Consider the following 20698-nt stretch of genomic DNA (forward strand, 5'->3'; position numbering starts at 1 on the left):
CTTAGAGGCTTATCCCTCTAAGCCGTTTTTCTTTGCGTGGGGACTTTTGGGGGGCCGCGCCAGTTCCATCTGGGCGGCCGCTGCTATGAAGAATGGCGTCGGTCCGAGGCGAGGCGCAAGGCCACGCGTTCCGCAAAGCCGGTCAGAAGACGCGCGTCGGCCGAATGGAACCACGTGACGGCGCCGTTGCGGCGCCGCACCAGCAGGCGGGGCGCGATGATGCGGTCGACCCAAGGCCAGTGCACCAGCTTGAGCTGCGCCACGTTCGCTGCGCTTTCGCGCTTGTTCCACAGCCAGGTCTGCGTGAGCACGTCGCCTTCGAGCCGCGTGCGGCTGTAGACGATCCAGTAGCCGACCCACGCGATGCAGACCGCGGCGCCGCCGAACAACAACAGGCCCGGCGTCGACCACTCGGCGCTTCGCAGCGCAGGCAGGCTCCACAGCCCGAATCCGATCAGGTCGACGATCAGCACCACCGCCAGGATCCGCACCAAAGGCGGATAGGCGGGGCTCTCGAGCGGCCCACCTGCGTCGGCCTCGGGTGCGCTCACTGCTTGCTGTCGGTCCCGGGCGCCGGCGCTTCGGGCTCCGGCATCGGCAGCGCGTCCGGCTCGGTGGATTTCTTGTTGCCGAAGGGGTCGTCCATGTTGATGCCGCCGCTGTCGGGGCTTTGCAGATCGGCCGGCATCTCCAGCTTGACCTTGTCGATGTCGACCTCGACCTTTTTGTCGAGGAACACGGTGACGGTCTGCGGGAAGAAGATCACGATCGCCACCAGCAGCAGCTGTAGCCCGACCCAGGGAATGGCGCCCAGGTAGATGTCGCGAGACTCGATCTTGCGCGGCAGCGCGCCGTTCTTGAACAGCGTGTCGGCGATGCCGCGCAGATAGAACAGCGCGAAGCCGAAGGGCGGGTGCATGAACGAGGTCTGCATGTTCACGCACAGCAGCACGCCGAACCACACCATGTCGATGCCCAGCTTGGCAGCGACCGGCCCGAGCATCGGCAGGATGATGAAGGCGATCTCGAAGAAGTCCAGGAAGAAGGCCAGGAAGAAGACGAAGACGTTGACCGCGATCAGGAAGCCGATCTGCCCGCCCGGCAGGCCCGAGAGCAAGTGCTCGATCCACTTGGCGCCGTCGACGCCCTGGAACACCAGCGAGAACACGCGCGAGCCGATCAGGATGAAGACCACCATGGCGGTGAGCCGCATGGTGCCGTTCATTGCCTCCTTGAGCATCGGCCAGTTCAGCCGCCGGTGGATGGCGGCCAGGATCAGCGAGCCCACCGCACCCATCGCGCCGGCTTCGGTCGGCGTCGCGATCGCGTGGTCCATGAAGGGCAGACCGCCCATCGAGCCCAGCACCGCGAAGATCAGGATCGCCGAGGGGATGATGCCGCGCAGGCACTTGCCCCACAGCGCCCAGCCCTCCAGCGTACGCGCCGAGGCCGGCACGCCCGGCACGTAGCTCGGGCGGATGCGCGAGATCAGGAAGGTGTAGATCGCGAAGATCAGCACCTGCAGGATCGACGGCCCCCAGGCGCCCTTGTACATCTGGCCCACGTCGGTGCCGAGCTGGTCGGCCATCACGATCAGCACCAGCGAGGGCGGCACCAGCTGCGTGATGGTCCCCGAGGCCGCGAGCACGCCGGCGGAGTAGCGCATGTTGTAGCCGTAGCGCATCATCACCGGCAGCGAGATCATCGCCATCGCGATCACCTGGCCGGCCACGGTGCCGGTGATGGCGCCGAGGATGAAGCCCACGATGATCACCGAGTAGCCCAGGCCGCCGCGCACCGGACCGAAGAGCTGGCCCATGGAGTCGAGCATGTCCTCGGCCAGGCCGCACTTCTCGAGCACCGCGCCCATCAGCGTGAAGAAGGGGATGGCCAGCAGCGTCTCGTTGGACAGGATGCCGAACACGTTGAGCGGCAGGTTGGCCATGAAGCCCGGCGGGAACCAGCCCATCTCGATCGCGATGAAGCCGCTGAGGAGGCCCAGCGCCGACAGCGAGAACGCCACCGGGAAGCCGATCAGCATGATCACCACCAGCCCCGCGAACATGATCGGGGCGAAATTTTCCATCTGCATTTCTTATCCTGGGAAGCGGTGCGGTTGGGGTGGTGCTTACTGCACCGGCTTCTCGTAGTGCGTGTCCATCTCGATCAGGCCGCGCAGGTAGGCAATGCGCTTGATCACCTCGGCCACGCCCTGCAGGAACACGGCGCCGAAGCCCACGGGCATCATCAGCGCGGCCGGCCAGCGGATTAGGCCACCAATGTTTCCGGACATCTCGCCGCTCCTCAGCATGCCGAGGAAGAAGGGGAGCGTGAGCCAGAACAGCAGGCCCATCACGGGCAGCAGGAAGAAGATCAGGCCGAAGAGATCGACATACACCGGCCCGTGGCGCTTGAGCTTGCCGTAGATGATGTCCACCCGCACGTGCTCATTGAGCTTCAGTACCAGCGGCGCACCGAGCATCACGGTGGCGGCGAACAGATACCACTGGATCTCGAGCCAGGCGTTGGAGCTGAAGTCCAGGCCATAGCGCACGAAGGCATTGCCGGCGGAGATCAAGGAGGCGGCGAGCACGGCCCAGGCCGCCAGCTTGCCGAGCTGTGCGCTGATCCAGTCCATGGCCAGCGCGAACTTGAGGAATGCGGACAAGGTATGTCTCTTTGGGGTGGTTTCGACGCCAGTCGGGTAGGGTCGGCGCAAAGCCGGCAATGTTACCGCGCCGCTGCCGAACGCCGGCCGAAGGCGAGCGGCGGGTTTACCCGGGGAAGTCCCTCCGCATCGCGCGCGTGGCCATAATGGCCGATGCCTTCGAGCCCGCCGTCCGGCACGCCTTTCGGCGCTTCCGGCCTGCCTCATTCCATCGATTCGCCCGAGATGCGCCGCGCAGGCCGCGAGCTGCTCTCGCTGGCCCTGATCGACGCGCGCAACCACACGCTGCACCTGCTGTCGCTCTACGAGCAGGCACTGGGCTCGGGAACACTGGCCGTGCCGCGGCAGGAGGACATCGATCCGCCGCTCTGGCTGGCCGGCCACATCGGCTGGTTCGCCGAGTGGTGGATCGCGCGCAACACGCAGCGTGCCTTCGGTGCCGAATGCCCGGTGCGGCCCACGCGCCTGGCCGCCATCGAGCCGGAGGCCGACGGCTGGTGGAACCCGGCGCAGGTCGAGGCGAAGCAGCGCTGGTCGCTGGAGCTGCCCGACCTCGAGCAAACCAAGGCCTACCTGCTCGACACGCTGGAGAGCACGCTGGAACTGCTGGAGCATGCGGTCGAGACCGATGCCGGCCTTTACTTCTATCGGCTGGCGCTGTTCCACGAAGACCTGCGCGGCGAGCAGCTGGTGGTGATGGCGCAGACCCTCGGCCTGCCGTTGGGCATCGAGGCGCGGCCCGCGCCGGTGGAGCACGAGCCGCTGGTGCTGCCGGCCACCGCATGGACGCTCGGTTTCGACGAGGCCGGCTTCGCCTTCGCGCAGGAGCGCGGCCGGCGCACGCTGGAGGTGCCGGAATTCGAGATCGATGCCCAGCCCGTCACCTGGAGCCAGTACGTGGAGTTCGTCGACGACGGTGGCTACGACCGCGAAGAATTCTGGCTGCCGGGCGGGCTCGCCTGGCTCGCGGCCCAGACCGAGGGCCGGCGCGGCCCGCGCCATGTGGAGCAGATCGGCGCGGCGCGCCGCGGCAGCGGCGGCTCGGTGCTGCAGCAGCGCTTCGGCCGCCCGATGCGCGCGGCCGGCAACCAGAGCGTGGTGCATGTGAGCTGGTGGGAGGCCGACGCCTGGGCGCGCTGGGCCGGGCGCCGTCTCGCGACCGAGGTCGAATGGGAGATCGCCGCGCACCAGGCCGCGCGGCGCGGCTTCCGCTGGGCCGACGTGCACGAGTGGACCGCGGGCACCCTGCAGCCTTGGCCCGACTTCCGCGCCGATCCCTGGAGCGCGGGCACCGAGTTCGACCCGCAGCCTGCTTTCGGCACGGCGCGCGTGCTGCGCGGCGCTTCTGCTGCGACCCGCGCGCGCCTGCGTTCACCCAAGCGCCGCGGCTTTGCCTGGCCGGAGCGGGACGACGGGTTCTTCGGATTTCGCACCTGCGCGTTCTGATTGCCGCCTCGGCAGGCGCGCGCTGGGGAACCGGGATCGGCACCTATGCAGATGGCAGAGGGTGTTGGATCACCGCTTCCCATGCTCCGGATTCGCGACCTGCCGCAGCGTCTCGAACACCAGCCGTCGCGGCGCGATCCGCCACCCCAGCCGTTTCTCCGCCGCGATGACCGCGCGCATCGCCAGCAGCGAATGTCCGCCCAGGTCGAAGAAGTTGTCGGTGGCCGCAACGCGGTCGATTCCCAACAGCTCCGCCCAGATGGCAGCGATGACTTTTTCCTCGTCGGTCTTGGGCGCCAGCCACACAAGCGACGCCGGGCGGGCCACCTCGATGTCAGGCGCCGGCAGCGCGCCGCGATCGATCTTGCCGTTGGGCAGCAGGGGCAGCGCAGGCAAGGCCACCAGGTGCTGCGGCACCATGTATTCGGGCAGTTGCGAGCGCAGGTGCTCGCGCAGGGCTTTCGTATCGCCGCTGCCATCGCCCTCGCCCTCGCCCTTGCCCTTGCCCTTGCCGTCGCCCTCGCGCAGCACCACGTAGCCCACCAGCCGCACATCGTCCTCGCGCTCGGCCCGCGTGACGACGACGCATTGCGCCACCGCCGGATGGCCGAGCAGCACCGATTCGATCTCGCCCAGCTCGATGCGGAAACCCCTCACCTTGACCTGGTGGTCGAGCCGCCCCATGTGCTCGAGCACGCCGTCGTGACGCCAGCGGCAAAGGTCGCCGGTGCGGTACAGCCTCGCGCCGGGCTCGTCGCCCCACGGATCAGGCACGAAGCGCTCCGCGCTCAGGGCCTCGCGCCCGTGGTAGCCGAGGGCCACGCCCAAGCCGCCGATGCAGGCCTCGCCCGGCACCCCGATCGGACAAGGCTGGCCGTTGGCGTCGAGAATCCACACGGAGGTGTTGGCGATCGGACGGCCGATCGAGATGCCCTCTCGCGGCGATTGCACCTGCCAGCAAGTGGACCAGACAGTGGTCTCGGTCGGGCCGTACATGTTCCACAGCGCGGCCGTGCGCTCCATCAGCTGGTCGGCCAGCGCCGGCTGAAGCGGCTCGCCGCCGATCAGGGCGCGGAAGCCGGCCGCACCGGTCCAGCCGGCCTCGATCAGCGAACGCCAGGCCGAAGGCGTGGCCTGCATCACCGTCACGCCATGGCGCTCCAGCAGCGCGTGCAACTGCGCCGGGTCACTCACCTGCTCGCGGTCGGCGATGACGATCTGCGCACCGACCGCCAGCGGCAGGAGCAGCTCCAGCACCGCGATGTCGAAGGAGAGCGTGGTGACGGCCAGCAGCCGATCGGTCTCGAGCAGCCCCGGCGTGCGCGCCATCGCGGCCAGCAAGTTGACCACCGCCCGATGCGGAACGGCCACCGCCTTGGGTTTGCCGGTCGATCCGGAGGTGTAGATCATGTAGGCGGCATCGATCGGCCTGGCGTCGCGCGCGGCGTCGGGCGGCAAGGGCTCGCTCGAGGCGCCCGCGATGAAGGCCGGATCGTGCGGATCCACCAGCGGCACGCCGGCATCCGCGAAGGGAGGCGCCAGCTCCGGCGGCACCAGGATGGCAGACAGCGCCCCGTCGGACGCCATGTAGCGCAGCCGCTCGACCGGAAAGGCCGGGTCCAGCGGCACGTAGGCTGCGCCCGACTTCAGCACGCCGAGCTGCGCCGCGACCATGCCCGCATCGCGCGCGACACACAACCCGACGCGGTGGCCGCGGCCGATGCCGCGTGCGCGCAGGGCATGCGCCAGCACGTTCGAGCGGGCCTCGAGCTGGCCGTAGCCCGTGGCGCGGCCGGCGGCATCGACCACCGCGACGCGGTCGCGCAGCCCGGCTTCGCCGACGCGCAGATGCCGATGCACCAGCAGCTGCGGCGGCAGCGGGTGCTGCGTGGCATTCCATCCATCGCGCAGCAAGGCCAATTGCGCCGGCGTCACCATGGAGTAGCGCGACAGGGGACGCGCGGAATCGGCCAGGGCGTCCTCGACCAGCGCCAGGTAGCTCTCGAGCATCCGCTGCGCACTCTCCCGCGCATACAGGTCGGTCGAGTATTCGAGGTAGATGCGATGGCCGAATTCGGTGTCGACGTGCATCGACAGGTCGAACTGCGCGGCGGTGTGCTCCAGCTCGAATTCCTCGGCGCTGAACTCGACCGGGGTCAGCCGTCCGAGCGGCGCGTTGAGCACGTTGAAGAGCGTGCGCACCAGCCCTTCGGGTTGCGCGACGCGGTCCTGCCCCAGCACCTCGACGAGCTCGTCGAAGGGCGCATCCTGGTGGGCATAGGCATCCAGCGCCGTCTTGCGCACGCGCTGCACGAGCTCGACGAAGTCCGGGTCGCCCGACAGGTCGGTGCGCATCACCAGCGTGTTGACCAGGGTGCCGACCAGCTGTTCGGTGGCGAGGCGGTGCCGGTTGGCGATGGGCGTGCCGACCGCGATGTCGCTGCTGTTCGCGTGCCGGGCCAGCATCAGCTTGAACGCCGCGAGCAGGACGACGAAGGGCGTCGTCCCGTGCCGGCCGCAGAAGTCGTGTAGGTGCTCGCGCAGCGTCTGCGGCAGGGTCGCCGCGACCAGGCTGCCGCGGAAGGTGGGCAGCTGCGGCCGCGGGTAGTCGGTCGGCAGGTCGAGCCGCTGCAGGCCGCGCAAGCGCCCGACCCAGTAGTCCATCTCGTGGTGGCGCTGCGCCACCGCCTCGGGCGAGCGCTGCCAGGCGGCGTAGTCGGCGTACTCGATGCGCAGCGCGGGCAGCTCCGGTGCATGGCCCGCCTTCAGACTCGCGTACACCTCCAGCAGCTCGCGCATCAGGATCGCCACCGACCAGTTGTCGGTGATGGCATGGTGCAGGAGCCACAGCAGCACGTGGTCTTCATCGCCGAGCAGCACCAGCGTCGCATGGTGCAGCGGCGCCTTCGTGAGCTCGAAAGGCGTCGCCACCCGGTCGCGCAGGACCGACCGCGCCGCGGCCACGCGCTCGCCGGACGGCAGCATCCGAAGATCGACGCGGTCGATCGCCGCGCCGGCAGCCGGCGCGATGACCTGCGCCGGCTCGTCCTCGTGCAGCACGAAGTGGGTGCGCAGGCCTTCGTGGCGTTCGACCAGTGCATCGAGTGCGCGCTGCAGCAGATCGCGGTCGAGCGGGCCGCGCAGGCGCAGCGTGACGGCCACGTTGTAGGCCACCGAGGCCGGATCGAACTGCTGGATCACCCACATGCGCCGCTGCGACAGCGACACCGGCAGCGGGCCGCCGCGTGGCACGCGCGGGATCGAGGCCAGCGCCGCCGAGGGCTTGCCGGCCAGCTGATGGTCGATCCACGCTGCGAGCTCGGCGATGGTGACGTGCTCGAAGAGCGTGGCCAGCGGCATGTCGAGGTCGAGCCGCTCGCGCACGCGCGACGCCACCTGCATGGTCATGAGCGAATGGCCGCCCAGTTCGAAGAAGCTGTCTTCCACGCCGAAGGCCGTGCTGTGCAGCACGTCGCGCCAGATCTCCCAGATCATTTCTTCGGTGCGATGGCGCGGCATCACCCGCTCGCGGCCCGCGTGTGCCTGCGGCGGCGGCAGTGCGCGGCGGTCGAGCTTGCCGCTGGCGGTCAGGGGCAGGGCGGGCAGCACGACGTAGGCGCCCGGCAGCATGTAGTCCGGCAGCAGGTGGCGCAGGTGCGTGCGCAGGCGCTTGACCAGGTTGTTTTCGTCGTGGGGCGATCCGGGCGCTTTCGCCACGTAGGCGACCAGGCGCTTGTCCCCCGGCCTGTCCTCGCGCAGCACCACGGCGACGTCGCCGACCGCGGGATGGCGTCCGATCTGCGCCTCGATCTCGCCCAGCTCGATGCGAAAGCCGCGCAGCTTCACCTGGTCGTCCTCGCGGCTCAGGTATTCGAGGAGGCCGTCGGCGCGCCAGCGGCCGATGTCGCCGGTCTTGTAGAGGCGCGCTCCGGGCCGGGCGTCGAAGGGGTCGGCCACGAAGCTGGCGCTGGTGATCCCCGGCTGAAGCAGGTAGCCGCGCGCCATGCCGGCGCCGCCGAGGTAGATCTCGCCCTTGACGCCGATCGGCTGCAGCCGGCGCTGCGCGTCCAGCACGCGAACGCGGGTGTTCGCGATGGGGCGCCCGATGGGCGGCAGCAGCGGCCAGCCCTCGGGCGGACCGTCCAGGTCCAGCGCGGTGGCCACCGGGTACTCGGTCGGGCCGTACTGGTTCTGCAGCCGGCAGTCGCCCAGGCGCTTGAACAGGTCGCGGATCTCGGTGCCGATGCGTAGTTGCTCGCCGCCGGTGATCACCTCGCGCAGCGCGGGCAGCGGCGCCTTCGTCACCGCGGCCTCTTCCGCCAGGTGCTGCAGCGAGATGAAGGGAAGGATCAAGCGCTCGATGTGCTGCTCGCGCAGCAGGCGCAGCAGCGCACCCATGTCGCGGCGCGTGCTTTCGCGCACCGTCACCAGCGTGCCGCCGGCGCACAGCGTGGTGAAGATCTCCTGGAACGCGACGTCGAAGCCGATCGCCACGTATTGCAGAGTGCGCGGGGCGCTGCGCTGCGGCCGTTGGCGGGCCTGCCACTCGATGAAGTTGACCAGTGCCGAGTGCGGCATCGCCACGCCCTTCGGATCTCCGGTAGAGCCGGAGGTATAGATCACGTAGGCCAGGGGATCCCGCGCAGCTGCGGCAGGCGGGTCCTTCGAGGGCGAGATCTCCGGGGCCTTGGCCTCGGCCTCCAGCAGCATGAGCCGCGCGCGCAAGGGCGGCAGCACGCTGCGCAGCCGTTCCTGCGTCAACACGACGCGCGGCTTCGCGTCGCCCAGCATGCGGGCGATGCGCTCCGGCGGATCGGCCGGGTCCAGCGGGACGTAGGCGCCGCCGCTCTTGAGCACGGCCAGCATCGCGATCACCAGCTCGGCGCCGCGGGCCACGAACAGGGCCACGCGGTCGTCCGCGACCACGCCGGCGGCGCGCAGCCGTTGCGCCAGCCGATTCGCCTCGCGCTCGAGCTCCGCGTAGCGCCAGCTGCGCTGCTCGTCGACCAGAGCGAGGGCCTCGGGCGTGCGCGCCGCCTGTGCCTCGAACAGGGCGTGCACCCGCGGCTGCACGGGCAGCGGCGCCGGCGCATCGCCGAAGCCGCCGAGCAGCAGCGCGCGTTCCGCATCGTCGAGCATCTCGAGGTCGGCGACGCGCCGGGTTTCGTCGCTGGCCATGGCGCCGAGCAGACGCAGGAAGTAGCCGGTCCAGCGCTGCACCGTCTCGCGGTCGAACAGCCCGGTGGCATAGGCGAAGCGGCCCACCATTCCCTCGGCCGTCTCGCGCAGGACCACCGCCAGGTCCCAGGGCACGCTCTGGGGCGGGACCTCGACCAGCTGCAGGGTTGCGTCCGGCAGCTCGATGACTTCGGTGTCGAAGTTGTGCATCACCAGCAGCACCTGGAAGATCGGGCTGTGGCTCGGATTGCGCGCGGGCTGGACCGTTTCGACGATCTGCTCGAAAGGCACGTCCTGCCGCAGGTAGGCGGCCTGCGCGACGCCGCGCACGCGCTCCACCAGCTCGGCGGCGCTCGGGTTGTCGGCGAGGTCGACGCGCAGCGCGATGGTGTTGACGAAGAAGCCCATCAGCTGCCGATAGGCCGCGCGGCGCCGGTTGGCCACCGGCATGCCGATCACGATGTCGCCTTGGCCGCTCAGGCGCGCGAGCAGGACCGACAGCCCCGCGTGCAGCACCATCGGCAAGGTGGCGTCGCGGCGCCGGGCCCAGGCGCGCAGGGCCTCGAGCAGGGGCGCTGGGAACACCATGTCGACCCGGTCCCCCGCGTGGCTCTGCAGCGGCGGGCGGGGGCGATCGGTGGGCAGCTCGAGCAGCTCGGGCGCGCCCTGCAGCTGGCGCCGCCAGAAGTCGAGCCGGGTCTGGCGCGTGCTCGACGAGGCGCGTTCGCGCTCCTCCTGCACGTGGTCCGCGTACTGCGCCTGCAGCGGCGGCAGCGGGTCGGGGAGTCCCTGGACGAAGGCGGTGTAGAAGGCGGCGACATCGCGCATCAGGATCGCCGTCGACAAGCCGTCGGTCACCATGTGATGCAGCGCCAGCACGAGCGTGTGGCGGTCGGCGGCGATGCGCAACAGACGGCCGCGGATCAGCGGACCGGCGCGCAGGTCGAAGCGTGCGCCGCATTCCTCCTCGATCTGGCGGTGGCGTTCGGCCTCCAGGGCCGGGCCCGACAGGTGGCGAAGATCCTCCGTGCGCCATGCGAAACGCAGCGCGGGCGGAATGCGCTGCATCGCCCGGCCGTCGATCTCCATGACAGTGGCGCGCAGCACGTCGTGCCGCGCCATCAGGGCATCGAGGCTGTGCCTCAGGGCTTCTTCGTCGAGCCGCCCCCGGAACTCCAGTGCGCCCGAGATGTGGTAGGCGTCCTGCACGCCCGCGTCGATCTGGTCCAGCAGCCACAGCCTCAGTTGCGCCGACAGGGGCAGCCGGCGTTCGCGCTGCTCGTTCGAAGGCCTGGGAGCGAAGGCAGGAGAAATCGTCAAGAGAAACCTCGGGAATGCAACGAGACGCGCGCAAGCAACAGGCGTGCATGCATGACCGTGTTCGCCGGATTCGCTGCACTCCCTCCGATCACGGTTTTGACACGTTTTGCGAGGTTGATGAGTAGGTGAAAACGTTAAAACCATCTCGGAGAAAACGCCGTCGAGCGACCTCGTCAGACCCCGCCTCATGCGCGCCAACCCCGCGTCCCGGTACGTATTTCCCCGCACCGGCAGGTCAGATTCCGTTCAGTGCCGGCGCACGAGCATCGGACCGCCCGGCAGTTCCCGGCCGGGCGCATGAACGCACGGCGCCCTGTTCTCACGCATGGGTTGCCGCCGAGAACCGGAGACAACACGCAGCTAGCCCATGAACAACCGAAATCTTTCCAGAGGACTTTTCCTCATCGCGATCTCGCTCGCCTTCGGCCTGCAATCCTTGCGTTACCCGATCGGTGATTTCAGCCGCGCCGGGCCCGGGCTGTTCCCGGCCCTGGTGAGCTTCCTGCTCTTCCTGATCGGCCTGGCGACCGTGATCCGCTCGCGCTTCGTCGAGCGCGTGCACCTGGACCTCAACTTCAAGAACATCGCCATCATCATTGGGAGCCTCTGCGGATTCGCGGTGATCTCGATGGTCGTGAACATGATCGCGGGCATCGTCTTCATGGTGTTCTTCTCCACCTTGGCCGGCACCTCCTATTCGTGGTGGCGCAACGTCAAGATCGCCGCCGGCCTGGTCACCATGGCCCTGGTGCTTCAAAAACTCCTCGGCCTGAACCTGCCGCTCTACTGATGGACGTCCTGCACAACCTGGCGTTCGGCTTCTCGCACGCCCTGACCATTCAGAACCTGATGTTCTGCGCCCTCGGCTGCACGGTGGGCACGCTCGTCGGCCTGCTGCCCGGCCTGGGGCCGCTGGCCACCATCAGCCTGCTGCTGCCGCTGACCTATTCCATCCCGACCGGCGGCGCGCTCATCATGCTGGCCGGCATCTACTACGGCGCGCAGTACGGGGACAGCGTGAGCGCCATCACGATGAAGATCCCGCACGCCAGCAGCATCGTGGCCTGCATCGACGGCTACGCGATGACGCTGAAAGGCAAGACCGGCCTGGCCCTGTTCACCGCCGGCGTCTCCAGCTTCATCGGCGGCACGATCGCCATCGTGGTGCTCGCGTGGATGGCACCCATGCTGGGCGAAGTGGCCTTCCTGTTCGGGCCCGCGGATTACTGCGCCATGATGCTGGTGGGCTTCGTGTGCGTGAGCTTCGTCACCACCGGCAGCTTGCTCAACGGCCTGGCCATGTGCCTGATCGGCGTGCTGCTGGGCCAGATCGGGACCGACGTGAACAGCGGCACCGCGCGCTTCACCATGGACCTGCCCTTCCTGATAGACGGCGTCGGCATCGTGAGCATCGCGCTGGGCTGCTTCGGCATTGCCGAGATCACAAAGAACCTCGACGCCCGCGAGGAGCGCTCGCCCTTCAACGGCAAGATCCACCTGATCCCGACCTGGCAGGAGTTCAAGCGGATCCTCCCCAGCGCCCTGCGCGGCGGGGCGATCGGCTCCTTCCTGGGCATCCTGCCCGGCGGCGGCCCGACCATCGCCCAGTTCGCCGCGTATGCGCTCGACAAGAAGGTCAGCAAGTACAAGCACGAGATCGGCACCGGCTGCATCGAAGGCGTGGCCGGCCAGGCCGCGGCCGACGAAGCGGCAGCGCGCACCAGCTTCATTCCGCTGATGAGCATCGGCATCCCCGAGAACCCGGTGATGGCACTGATGCTGGCGGCCTTCGTCATCAAGGGCATCCAGCCGGGGCCGAACATGATCGCCAGCCACCCCGACCTGTTCTGGGGCCTGGTGGCCAGCATGTGGGTGGGCAACGTCTTCCTGCTGGTGCTGAACGTGCCGCTGGTTCGCTACTGGCTGTCGGTGTTCAAGATCCCCTACAGCGTGCTGTTCCCTTCGATCCTGTTCTTCTGCTGCATCGGCACCTACAGCGTGAACAACAACCTGGAGGACGTCTTCATCACGGCCGGGTTCGGCTTCATCGGCTACATGTTCATGCGGCTGGAGCTGGATGCCGCGCCGCTGATGCTCGGCTTCATCCTCGGCCCGATGCTGGAAGAGAACTTCCGTCGCGCGCTGCTGCTGAGCCGCGGGAGCTTCACGATGTTCTTCACGCGGCCCATCAGCGGCACCTTGCTGGCCTTGATCGGCGTCTTCGTCACCTGGCAGGTGCTCGCGTTCTTCCTCCAGGCCCGGAAGAGGAGCGCCCTGCAGCAGCCGGTGGTATAGGGACCTGTCGACACATGAATCACGGCGCGGTCTCCGTGGCATGCAGGTCGAAGCGCAGGCTCAGGCGGTCCTGCACCTGGATGGCGCCGCCCAGCACCGAGAAGGGCACGATGCCGAATTCGGACTGGTCGAATTCCAGCTCGCCGCTGACCCGCATCTCGCCGCGTCCCGCAGCGACTCGCGCCGGCACCTCGAAGTGGCGGGTCTGGCCGTGCAGCGTGATGGCCACATCCAGCCGCGCGTCGGCGCGTGTCTTCACACCGATCAGCGCGAAGGGAAAGCGCTGCACCTCCAGCACCTTGTCGAGCATGTTGGTGCGCGTCGCCGCGATGTCGGCCTCGCCGGGCTGGGTGTCCAGGCCCGCCTCGGCGCGCAGCGCCGGCTCGTCGACCGAGAGCTCGGCCAGCGGCAGGTACACGTCGGCGCGGCCGTCCCCGAGTGCGACCAGGCCCTGCACGCCGCGGCTGGCGACGACGTGGTCGTGCCCCAGCCGCGCCAGCGATCCGCCGCGGCGCACGGTGATGGCGACCAGCGAGCGCGCGGGCTCGATGCGATAGACCGGCTGCCCGCGCGACAGCGCCTGCTCGTAGAACGCCCGCGGGAATTCGGCCGGAGCCGTGGCGGGCGCCTGGGGCGCGGCCTCGCGCAGTGGCGGCGTACAGGCCGCGAGCAGCGTGGCCAGCAGGGCGAGGGCGCAGAGAGCTCGCCGCGGCATCAGGAGGCCTTGCGGAGTCGGATGCGGAATTTGATGGTCACGTCAAGGCCGATGACGTTCGTCGCCGCCCACTCGCCGGTGCCGATGCCGAAGGGCAGCCGCTTCACGATGAACTCGCCCTGCATGCTCGCGCCATCGGCCGCACCGCTCCAGCTGAAGGGCACCTCGACGGCCTGATGCACCCCCTTCAGGCTCAGCGTGCCGCGCGCGAGGTAGCTGTTGCCCTGCACGCGGCGGATCTCGGTGGTGCGGAACTCGGCCTGCGGATGGCGCGCGAAGTCGAACCATTCGGGACCGGCGATGGCCTTGTTGATGTCCGCGTTCGCCATGTCGGCGCTCGCGACGCCGATGCGAACCTCGAGGCGGCCGTCGGCCGGACGCTCGGGGTCGAAGTCCAGCCGCACCTCGAAGTTCTTGAACACGCCCGGTGCCGGGGTTCCCTCGAAGGTCGCGGCGAAATCGAGCCGGCTCGCGGCCGGGTCCATCTTCCAGTCGGCGGCGAAGGCGGGCGCCAGCGCGGCCGAGGCGAGCAGCAGGGTGAGGCAGGCCAGGCGGGTCATGAAGCGCGTCTCCTGGTGGGCAGCATCTGCGTGAGCACCTCGTCGCGCTGGATGAAGTGATGCCGCAGCGCCGCGCCGATGTGCACGACGAGCAGGGCGGCGAGGGCGATGCCCAGCGAGAGATGCACGATCGCCGCAAGATCGGTCGCGGCCTTGTCGGCTGCCGCGATCACCGGCAGCGGCCATTGCCAAAAGATGCGGAAGGGCATGCCGGAGGTGGACTGCACGACCCAGCCGCTGAGCGGCAGCGCGAGCATCAGCACATAGAGCAGCACGTGGCTGGCGTGCGCCGCGATGCGTTCCCACGCGGGCATGTGCGCGGGCAGGGCGGGTGCCGGCGGCGCGAGCAGCCGCCACGCGAGGCGCAGCAACACCAGCGCGAGCACCAGCACGCCGATTGACTTGTGCCAGACGAAGAGATCCAGCTTGGTCGGGGAGAGCCGCCAGCCGACCGCCAGCCAGCCGAGCGCGAACTGGACGAGGATCAGCAGCGCAATCAGCCAGTGGAAGAACTTGACGCCGCCGTTCCAGGCGGCAGGCGCCGGCCCGGCACGGCGGCGGGCGTCGATGGAGCTGGGTTTGGGCCGCATGCTGCGCTTGTACCGGCTGTGCCGCCTGCGTACAAGGGCTGCCGGCGTCGACGGGCCTTGGTTTTTTTGCCGTGTCTATAACCAGATTCGGCTCGTTTGACAAGAGCACTTCTGAAGGAGGCGCCTGGCATGCCTGCGCGCGACACTCCTGCCCCGAGGACCCCCGGAAGCATGACGAAGAAGATCCAGCTCAACGACGAACAGTGGCGCACGCTCGAAGCGCTGCGCGACGCCATTGCCAAGCGGCACCCCACCGAGACCATCAAGGTTTCCAGCCGCCTGCGCTCCAACGGCCTGGTGACCACCGACCGCCAAGGCACCTGCATGCTGACCGACCTGGGGCTCAGCCGCCTGAACCAGGGGCGCTGAGGCGGTCGTGAGCGGGAGGGGGGCAGCGATGAACGAGAGCCAATTCTCGCTTTTTGTCGCATTCGCCTGACGCCGCCCCAAGGCATTTCTAGCATTCGACGGTCGCCGAGCCCTCCGGGGTTCCATGCGCTTTGTCGAAGAACGGCTCCGGCGTTCGAAGAGCATGGCCACGGCTCGAGGCGGCATTGCCTGCCACGTGCGGCTCGCCCGCGTGGGTCCTTGAACGACCGAGACCTCCCCCATGAACAGAACACATCGCAGCCTTTGGAACCGAGCGCTGGGCGCCTGGGTGGCTGCTCCGGAGAATGCCCGTGCGCGAGGCAAGCGCAGTCGTGTCGCGAGGGCTTGCGCGTTGACCGCCGCCATCTTGTGCGGCGGCATGCCCGCCGCCCATGCATGTACCGCAGGCAGCACAGCCGAGCTGGCCGCCTGCATCACAGGCAACGATGCGGTCATCGATCTCACGGCCTCCATCACGTTGAGCGGACATCTGCCGGTGCTGGAGCGCGACGTAACCATCAACGGACAGGGCTTGTACGGCCAGCGCTTCGTGCTTGATGGCGCTGGCCAGTTCCGGGGGCTTCTTCGTGGCTCGGTTTGACCACCGTCAATGGGTTGCGACTGATGCAGAACCGCCTGCGGGCCCAGGGGGGGCAGGGGGACGACGCAATTCGGGAGCAGCGGCCTGGGCTGCGCGAGTAGTGCAGTGTTTCAGGCCACCAGGCCACGGCCAGCCTGAACGGTGACGGCAATGATTAAATGCGTCGACAATAACGCTGCGATCGTCGGTGGCCTTGGTATCGGCGCATGACCCCAATAACGCGCCAGTAATGGCGGGAGGCGGATGCGGCGGCAATGGTAGCGGCGGAAGCGGGAGACGGCAACCGTTCAGGGTGATGGCGGCGGCGGCTTGTTCGACGATGGCTCCGTAGCGTGGCTCTGGTTGGCGGCAATGGCGGAGGACCAGTGGGGCGGGCGGTCTTCGGGCGTCAGCGGCACCGACTTGGTGGGGCTTGGCGAGCGGCGGCGGGGGGTTTTGGCAACCGCGTCTCTGGCGGAAACGGTGGCGTGGCACCGGCGGGAGGCAGCGGTGGCCATCAAAACAGAGCCAGGGTGGCTTTGGAGGAGGAGGCGGCGGCGGCACCGTCGGCGGGGCGGGTGATGGTTTTGCAGCGGGAGGCGCCGGCAGCTAATGCCAGCCCTGGTCGCTGGCGTCCGAGGTTTGGGGCTGGCGGATCTACTGTCGACAGGCGGCAGCGGTGCCGCGAGCTGAACCATCTTCGTCATGGAGAGGGCGCTCACCATCGGCGGCAACACCGAGGTGCGCGGCAACAGCGTGACGGGCGGCGCGAGCGGCGGCAATGGCGCTCAAGCCGGTTCGGCCTTCGGCGCCGGCATCTTCATGCAGGGCAGCAGCACACTCACCTTCGTGCCCGGCGGCGGCGCCACACAGACCTTCGCCGATGCCATCGCCGACCAGACCGGCTCCGGCGGCACCGGTGCCAATGCCGGCAGCATCGGCCTGGTCAAGGGCGGCGATGGACGCCTGGTTCTCTCGGGAGCCAACACCTACAGCGGCGGTACCAGGGTCACCGGCGGTACGCTGTCGATCGCCGCAGACCACAACCTCGGCGCGGTGTCGGGCACCCTGACACTCGATGCCGGCATATTGCAGAACACGGCGGCCGTCGCGACGGCGCGGGCCATCACGATCGGAAACGGGGCCGGCTTCCAGACCGATGCCGACTTGACCGCCACCGGCGTCATCTCGGGGACGGGTAGCCTGGCCAAGACCGGTGCCGGCACCTTGACCCTTGCCGGGGTCAACACCTACAGCGGCGGGACCAGCCTGTGGGGCGGCAAGGTGTCGGTGTCTTCCGATGCCAATCTGGGCGCATTCGGCCCGCTCGCCTTCGACGGCGGCACTTTGCAAGTCACCGGCACAGCTTTCACGTCCACGTCGCGCTTCGTCATTTGGGGGTCGGACGGCGGGGGCTTCGACATCGTCGAGGGCGACGCGACCTTCAGCGTCGGTCAGGCGCTGACCAAGTTCGGTTCCTTGAGGAAGGAAGGCGCAGGCACGCTGGTGCTGTCGGGTGCCAACACGTTTATGGGCGGCACCACCATCAGCGCCGGCACGCTGGTCGGCAGCGCCGGAAACTTCGGCAGCGGCACCATCACCAACAACGCTGCGCTGCGGATCGATCAGTCCGGTGACGCCACCTTCGCCAACACCATCACCGGCAGCGGCATCCTGACCAAGACCGGGACCGGAACGCTGAAGCTGACGCGAGCCAACGGCCACACCGGTGGCACCACCGTCGCCGGCGGTACGCTCGAGCTCGCAACGACCGGCGCGGCTGGCTCCGGAGACATCACGGTCGACAACAGCGCCAATCGGAATGCCACGCTTCAGGTCGATGCCGGCGTTCATATCGACAACGCGGTGTTCGTCAGCAATCAGGGCACGCTCAACAATTCCGGTGCGATCGCGGCGAGCAATCCCGCCGGGCCAGGCGTCGCGGTTGCGGTGCGTGGTGGCACAGTCAACAACTCCGCGACCGGGACCATCATTGGAGATGGTGCTGGCGTGACGCTGGAGGGTGGGGCCGGGGCTGTCACCAATACCGGCGGCCTGATCCAGGGAGGCAATGGCATCGGTGTGCGGGGGGCCTGTCACAGTCGTCAACGAAGCTGGTGGAACCATCACTGGCGAGGTCATTGGCGTCCTTATGCTCAACGGCGGCACTGTGGTCAATGATGTCAATTCGACGATCCGGAGCCAAGACCTTCCTTCCTCCATCAGGGCGGGCTCCGTCTACATCGATGGCGGTGACGCGACGCTTGTCAACAAGGGCGCCCTGGTCGGGCGCGTCGTGTTCGATCCCGATCGCACGGGCTTCGTCAACACGGCAACGCTGTTCACCGGCTCGTCGCTGCAAGGCAATCTGGACATGGGCGCCAACACGGCATCGAGCCTGGTGCTGGATGGATCAGGCCAGCAACTGCTTTCGAACGCGGTGACTGATGGCATTCAGTTCGCCGGCAAGCTGGTCGGGCAAGGCGGCGGAACGTGGATCATTGACGGGGACCTCGCTCCGGCGAGCACGACCATCGCGGCGGACAGCACGCTGCAGCTCGGCAACGGCGGCACGTTCGGCTCGATCGCGGGGCCGATCGACACCAACGGCACGCTGGCCATCAACCGCTCCAACGCGCTGACGCTCGGCGACACGATCAGCGGCGCGGGCGGGCTCAGCCAGACCGGCACCGGGACCACTGTTCTGACCGCCGACAACAGCTACTTGGGCGGTACGCGCCTCAACGCGGGCGTGCTCTCCGTTTCCAGCAATGCCAACCTCGGCGACGCGGCTGGCGGTCTTGCGTTCGGCGGGGGCACTTTGCAGACCACCGCTGATATCACAATGAATCGTGCTACCACGCTCGATTCGCAGGGCGGCACGATCGACACGCTCGTGAGCACGACGCTGACTCATCAAGGCGTGGTCGGCGGAGCTGGTGCTCTCACCAAGACCGGCACCGGTACCCTGACCCTTGCCGGCGAGAACACCTACAGCGGCGGCACCGACCTCAAGGAGGGCCGTGTCGCCGTGCGCAACAACCGCGCTCTCGGCACCGGGGAGCTCGCCATGCACGAAGGCACCATGCTGCGCTTCGCCGCCGATGGGCTCACCCTGGACAACGCCATTGCCTTCACCGATGCTGTCGATCCCATCGTCGACACCGGCCCCTTCACCGCCACCCTCACCGGCGCCATCACCGGGCCTGGCGATCTGAGCAAGATCGGCAGCGGCACCCTCATCCTCTCGGGCGCCAACACCTACACCGGCGCCACTGCCGTCACCGAAGGCACCTTGCGCGCTGGTGTTTCCAACACCTTCAGCGCGGCCTCGGCCCACAGCGTCGCCTCCGGGGCCACGCTCGACCTCGCCGGCTTGAGCCAGAGCGTGGCCGGCCTCACCAACAGCGGCACTGTCTCCCTCATCGGCAGCACGCCTGGCACCACCCTCACCGTCACCGGCCCCTACGTGGGCAACAACGGCCTCCTGCGCCTGGGCACCTTCCTGGGCGACAGCGCCAGCGAGAGCGACCGGCTTGTCCTCAGCGGCCCGAGCGCCACCGCCAGCGGAAACACGACCGTGCAGGTCGTCAATCTCGGCGGCCTGGGTGCCCTCACCAGCGGCAACGGCATCGAGCCTGTCAGTGCCCTCAATGGCGCCGCCACCACTACTTTGCGCAGAGCAATTGGCGCGATGCCTTCGCGCTGCAGGGCGGCCAGCGTACGCGGGCGCTCACGAATACCGCCTGCAGGCTGGCGATGCTGCGGGTACAGGAGAGAACTGGTGCATCTGCGCCCACCAGCACGATCATGCCGCCGCCGGCCCCGCCTGGGTACCTCCCCGGGCACCCCGGTCCTGCCGGCGCCCGGGGAACCTTCCAGCACCCGCGGTTCCGCCTTCCCCACCGCTTCGGTTCCAACTGCGGCCCCATCCAGGCGCCCTTCCACTTTACCGTGCTTTTCGAAAGTGCCTCTTCAGCAGCCTCCCGCTCCGAGCAGCTGCGCCAGGCAACCTGGCCACGTTCTCGGCAACCTGCATCAGCGCATCGGCGACGACGATGTGAAGACGCGGCTGCCGGCGCCCGCTGGCGGCGCTGCAACCCCCAACTGGTGAGCGCCACCGCGCTCAGCCGCGTCCTCAGCACTAGCCTCAACATCCAGCAAGCCGGAACCGTCAGCCCTCAAAGCGATGGCCGCTCAGCGCCTTTCGCGGCCGGCAACACCGACCTGTGGACCGCCCTCAACTGGCGCGCTTTGCCTCTACGTCGGCTTTCAGCCAGCCTGACGGCGAGCTCTGTCGGGCGGGCTTCGCCTGCGGTATCGACAACCTGCTGTCGGCAGCAACGACCTGCGCAGCTACCTGGGTGGTTACGCTACCTACAGCAAACGACAGCGGCTTACGCCGATGCCGTGCTGCAGGCGGGACGCCACCGCTACGAGGTCAAGCCGCAGACCACCCTGCGCACCAAGCGCGGGGTAAGGGCAGTGCCTGAGCACTTCCTTGGAGATCGGCCAGTCCTTCGCGCTCGGCGAAGGCTGGCAGATCCAGCCCCAGGTCCAACTGGTGCACCAGCGCCTGGACCTCGACGACGTCGACATCACCGGCGCCCGCGTGCGCCAGGAGCGCGATGGCAACTGGCTCGCCCGCGTGGGCGTGCGCGTGAAGGGCGACATCGCCACGCGTGCAGGCCGCCTGCAGCCCTATGCGCGGGTGAACCTGTACCGCGCCTCGGGCGGCAACGACAGCACCCGCTTCATCAACGCGGCCGCCAGCACGGCCATCGCCAGCAGCACCGGCAGCACCTCCACCGAGCTGGCCGCAGGCTTCACGCTGCGCCTGAGCGAATCGACCAGCCTCTACGGCGAGCTCGGCAAGCTGTGGGCATCGGGAGGAGACACCCGCGTGAAGTCGCAGCTCAATGCCTCGGCGGGCCTGCGAGTGCGCTGGTAGCAGTTTCGTGAATGGAACGGGCCGTG

The 20698-nt window shown here is 68.6% G+C and carries 15 protein-coding genes; 8 read left to right on the forward strand and 7 right to left on the reverse strand.

Features of this window, described 5'->3' with window-relative positions; translation table 11 throughout:
• Window positions 1-83 precede the first annotated feature (83 nt).
• Genes GXN78_RS19360 through GXN78_RS19370 form a run of 3 tightly spaced genes read right to left on the reverse strand, consistent with a single transcriptional unit; the run spans window position 84 to window position 2668 of the window.
• Window positions 84-551, reverse strand: coding sequence for a hypothetical protein (locus tag GXN78_RS19360; RefSeq protein WP_106557446.1), 468 nt, complete (start codon window positions 549-551; stop codon window positions 84-86).
• Window positions 548-2092, reverse strand: a complete 1545-nt coding sequence (locus GXN78_RS19365) for a TRAP transporter large permease subunit (protein WP_106557445.1) — start codon at window positions 2090-2092, stop codon at window positions 548-550. The genes GXN78_RS19360 and GXN78_RS19365 overlap by 4 nt, the downstream gene beginning before the upstream one ends.
• A 36-nt stretch (window positions 2093-2128) precedes the next feature.
• The gene (locus GXN78_RS19370) at window positions 2129-2668 is read right to left on the reverse strand and encodes a TRAP transporter small permease subunit (RefSeq protein ID WP_106557444.1); all 540 of its coding nucleotides are present in this window, start codon (window positions 2666-2668) and stop codon (window positions 2129-2131) included.
• A gap of 153 nt (window positions 2669-2821) precedes the next feature.
• On the opposite strand from GXN78_RS19370, the gene GXN78_RS19375 reads away from it, so the two are divergent.
• The gene (locus tag GXN78_RS19375) at window positions 2822-4114 is read left to right on the forward strand and encodes an SUMF1/EgtB/PvdO family nonheme iron enzyme (protein ID WP_106557443.1); all 1293 of its coding nucleotides are present in this window, start codon (window positions 2822-2824) and stop codon (window positions 4112-4114) included.
• Between the two features lie 69 nt (window positions 4115-4183).
• Here GXN78_RS19375 and GXN78_RS19380 read toward each other — a convergent pair whose 3' ends face one another.
• Window positions 4184-10612 carry a non-ribosomal peptide synthetase gene (locus GXN78_RS19380; RefSeq protein WP_164255544.1) on the reverse strand — a complete coding sequence of 2143 codons (6429 nt, stop codon included), beginning with the start codon at window positions 10610-10612 and terminating at the stop codon, window positions 4184-4186.
• Between the two features lie 367 nt (window positions 10613-10979).
• Here GXN78_RS19380 and GXN78_RS19385 point away from each other — a divergent pair, with 367 nt between their 5' ends.
• Window positions 10980-11402, forward strand: a complete 423-nt coding sequence (locus GXN78_RS19385) for a tripartite tricarboxylate transporter TctB family protein (RefSeq protein ID WP_181360564.1) — start codon at window positions 10980-10982, stop codon at window positions 11400-11402.
• Complete coding sequence (locus tag GXN78_RS19390; RefSeq protein WP_106557441.1) at window positions 11402-12907, forward strand: tripartite tricarboxylate transporter permease; 1506 nt, start codon at window positions 11402-11404, stop codon at window positions 12905-12907. The genes GXN78_RS19385 and GXN78_RS19390 overlap by 1 nt, the downstream gene beginning before the upstream one ends.
• Window positions 12908-12926: 19 nt before the next feature.
• On the opposite strand, the gene GXN78_RS19395 is transcribed toward GXN78_RS19390, so the two are convergent.
• Genes GXN78_RS19395 through GXN78_RS19405 form a run of 3 tightly spaced genes read right to left on the reverse strand, consistent with a single transcriptional unit; the run spans window position 12927 to window position 14772 of the window.
• Window positions 12927-13622, reverse strand: coding sequence for a YceI family protein (locus tag GXN78_RS19395; protein WP_106557440.1), 696 nt, complete (start codon window positions 13620-13622; stop codon window positions 12927-12929).
• The gene (locus tag GXN78_RS19400; RefSeq protein ID WP_106557439.1) at window positions 13622-14182 is read right to left on the reverse strand and encodes a YceI family protein; all 561 of its coding nucleotides are present in this window, start codon (window positions 14180-14182) and stop codon (window positions 13622-13624) included. Before GXN78_RS19400 ends, GXN78_RS19395 begins: the two co-directional genes overlap by 1 nt.
• Window positions 14179-14772: a cytochrome b gene (locus tag GXN78_RS19405; RefSeq protein WP_106557438.1), complete on the reverse strand. Its 594-nt coding sequence runs from the start codon at window positions 14770-14772 to the stop codon at window positions 14179-14181. The genes GXN78_RS19400 and GXN78_RS19405 overlap by 4 nt, the downstream gene beginning before the upstream one ends.
• Window positions 14773-14943: 171 nt before the next feature.
• Between GXN78_RS19405 and GXN78_RS19410 the strand changes: the two genes are divergently transcribed.
• The 5 genes from GXN78_RS19410 (at window position 14944) to GXN78_RS19430 (ending at window position 20672) form a co-directional block, all read left to right on the forward strand.
• Window positions 14944-15141 carry a hypothetical protein gene (locus GXN78_RS19410; protein ID WP_106557437.1) on the forward strand — a complete coding sequence of 66 codons (198 nt, stop codon included), beginning with the start codon at window positions 14944-14946 and terminating at the stop codon, window positions 15139-15141.
• A gap of 241 nt (window positions 15142-15382) precedes the next feature.
• Complete coding sequence (locus GXN78_RS19415) at window positions 15383-15742, forward strand: ESPR domain-containing protein (protein WP_164255546.1); 360 nt, start codon at window positions 15383-15385, stop codon at window positions 15740-15742.
• A 684-nt stretch (window positions 15743-16426) separates the two neighbouring features.
• The gene (locus GXN78_RS19420) at window positions 16427-17902 is read left to right on the forward strand and encodes an autotransporter-associated beta strand repeat-containing protein (RefSeq protein ID WP_164255548.1); all 1476 of its coding nucleotides are present in this window, start codon (window positions 16427-16429) and stop codon (window positions 17900-17902) included.
• On the forward strand, window positions 17874-19835 hold the full coding sequence (locus GXN78_RS19425; protein WP_164255550.1) for an autotransporter-associated beta strand repeat-containing protein: 1962 nt from the start codon (window positions 17874-17876) through the stop codon (window positions 19833-19835). Before GXN78_RS19420 ends, GXN78_RS19425 begins: the two co-directional genes overlap by 29 nt.
• A gap of 375 nt (window positions 19836-20210) precedes the next feature.
• Complete coding sequence (locus GXN78_RS19430; protein WP_343231023.1) at window positions 20211-20672, forward strand: autotransporter outer membrane beta-barrel domain-containing protein; 462 nt, start codon at window positions 20211-20213, stop codon at window positions 20670-20672.
• Window positions 20673-20698 lie beyond the last annotated feature (26 nt).

It is taken from the genome of Variovorax sp. WS11 (genome assembly GCF_010499245.1).
Lineage (GTDB): Bacteria > Pseudomonadota > Gammaproteobacteria > Burkholderiales > Burkholderiaceae_C > Variovorax.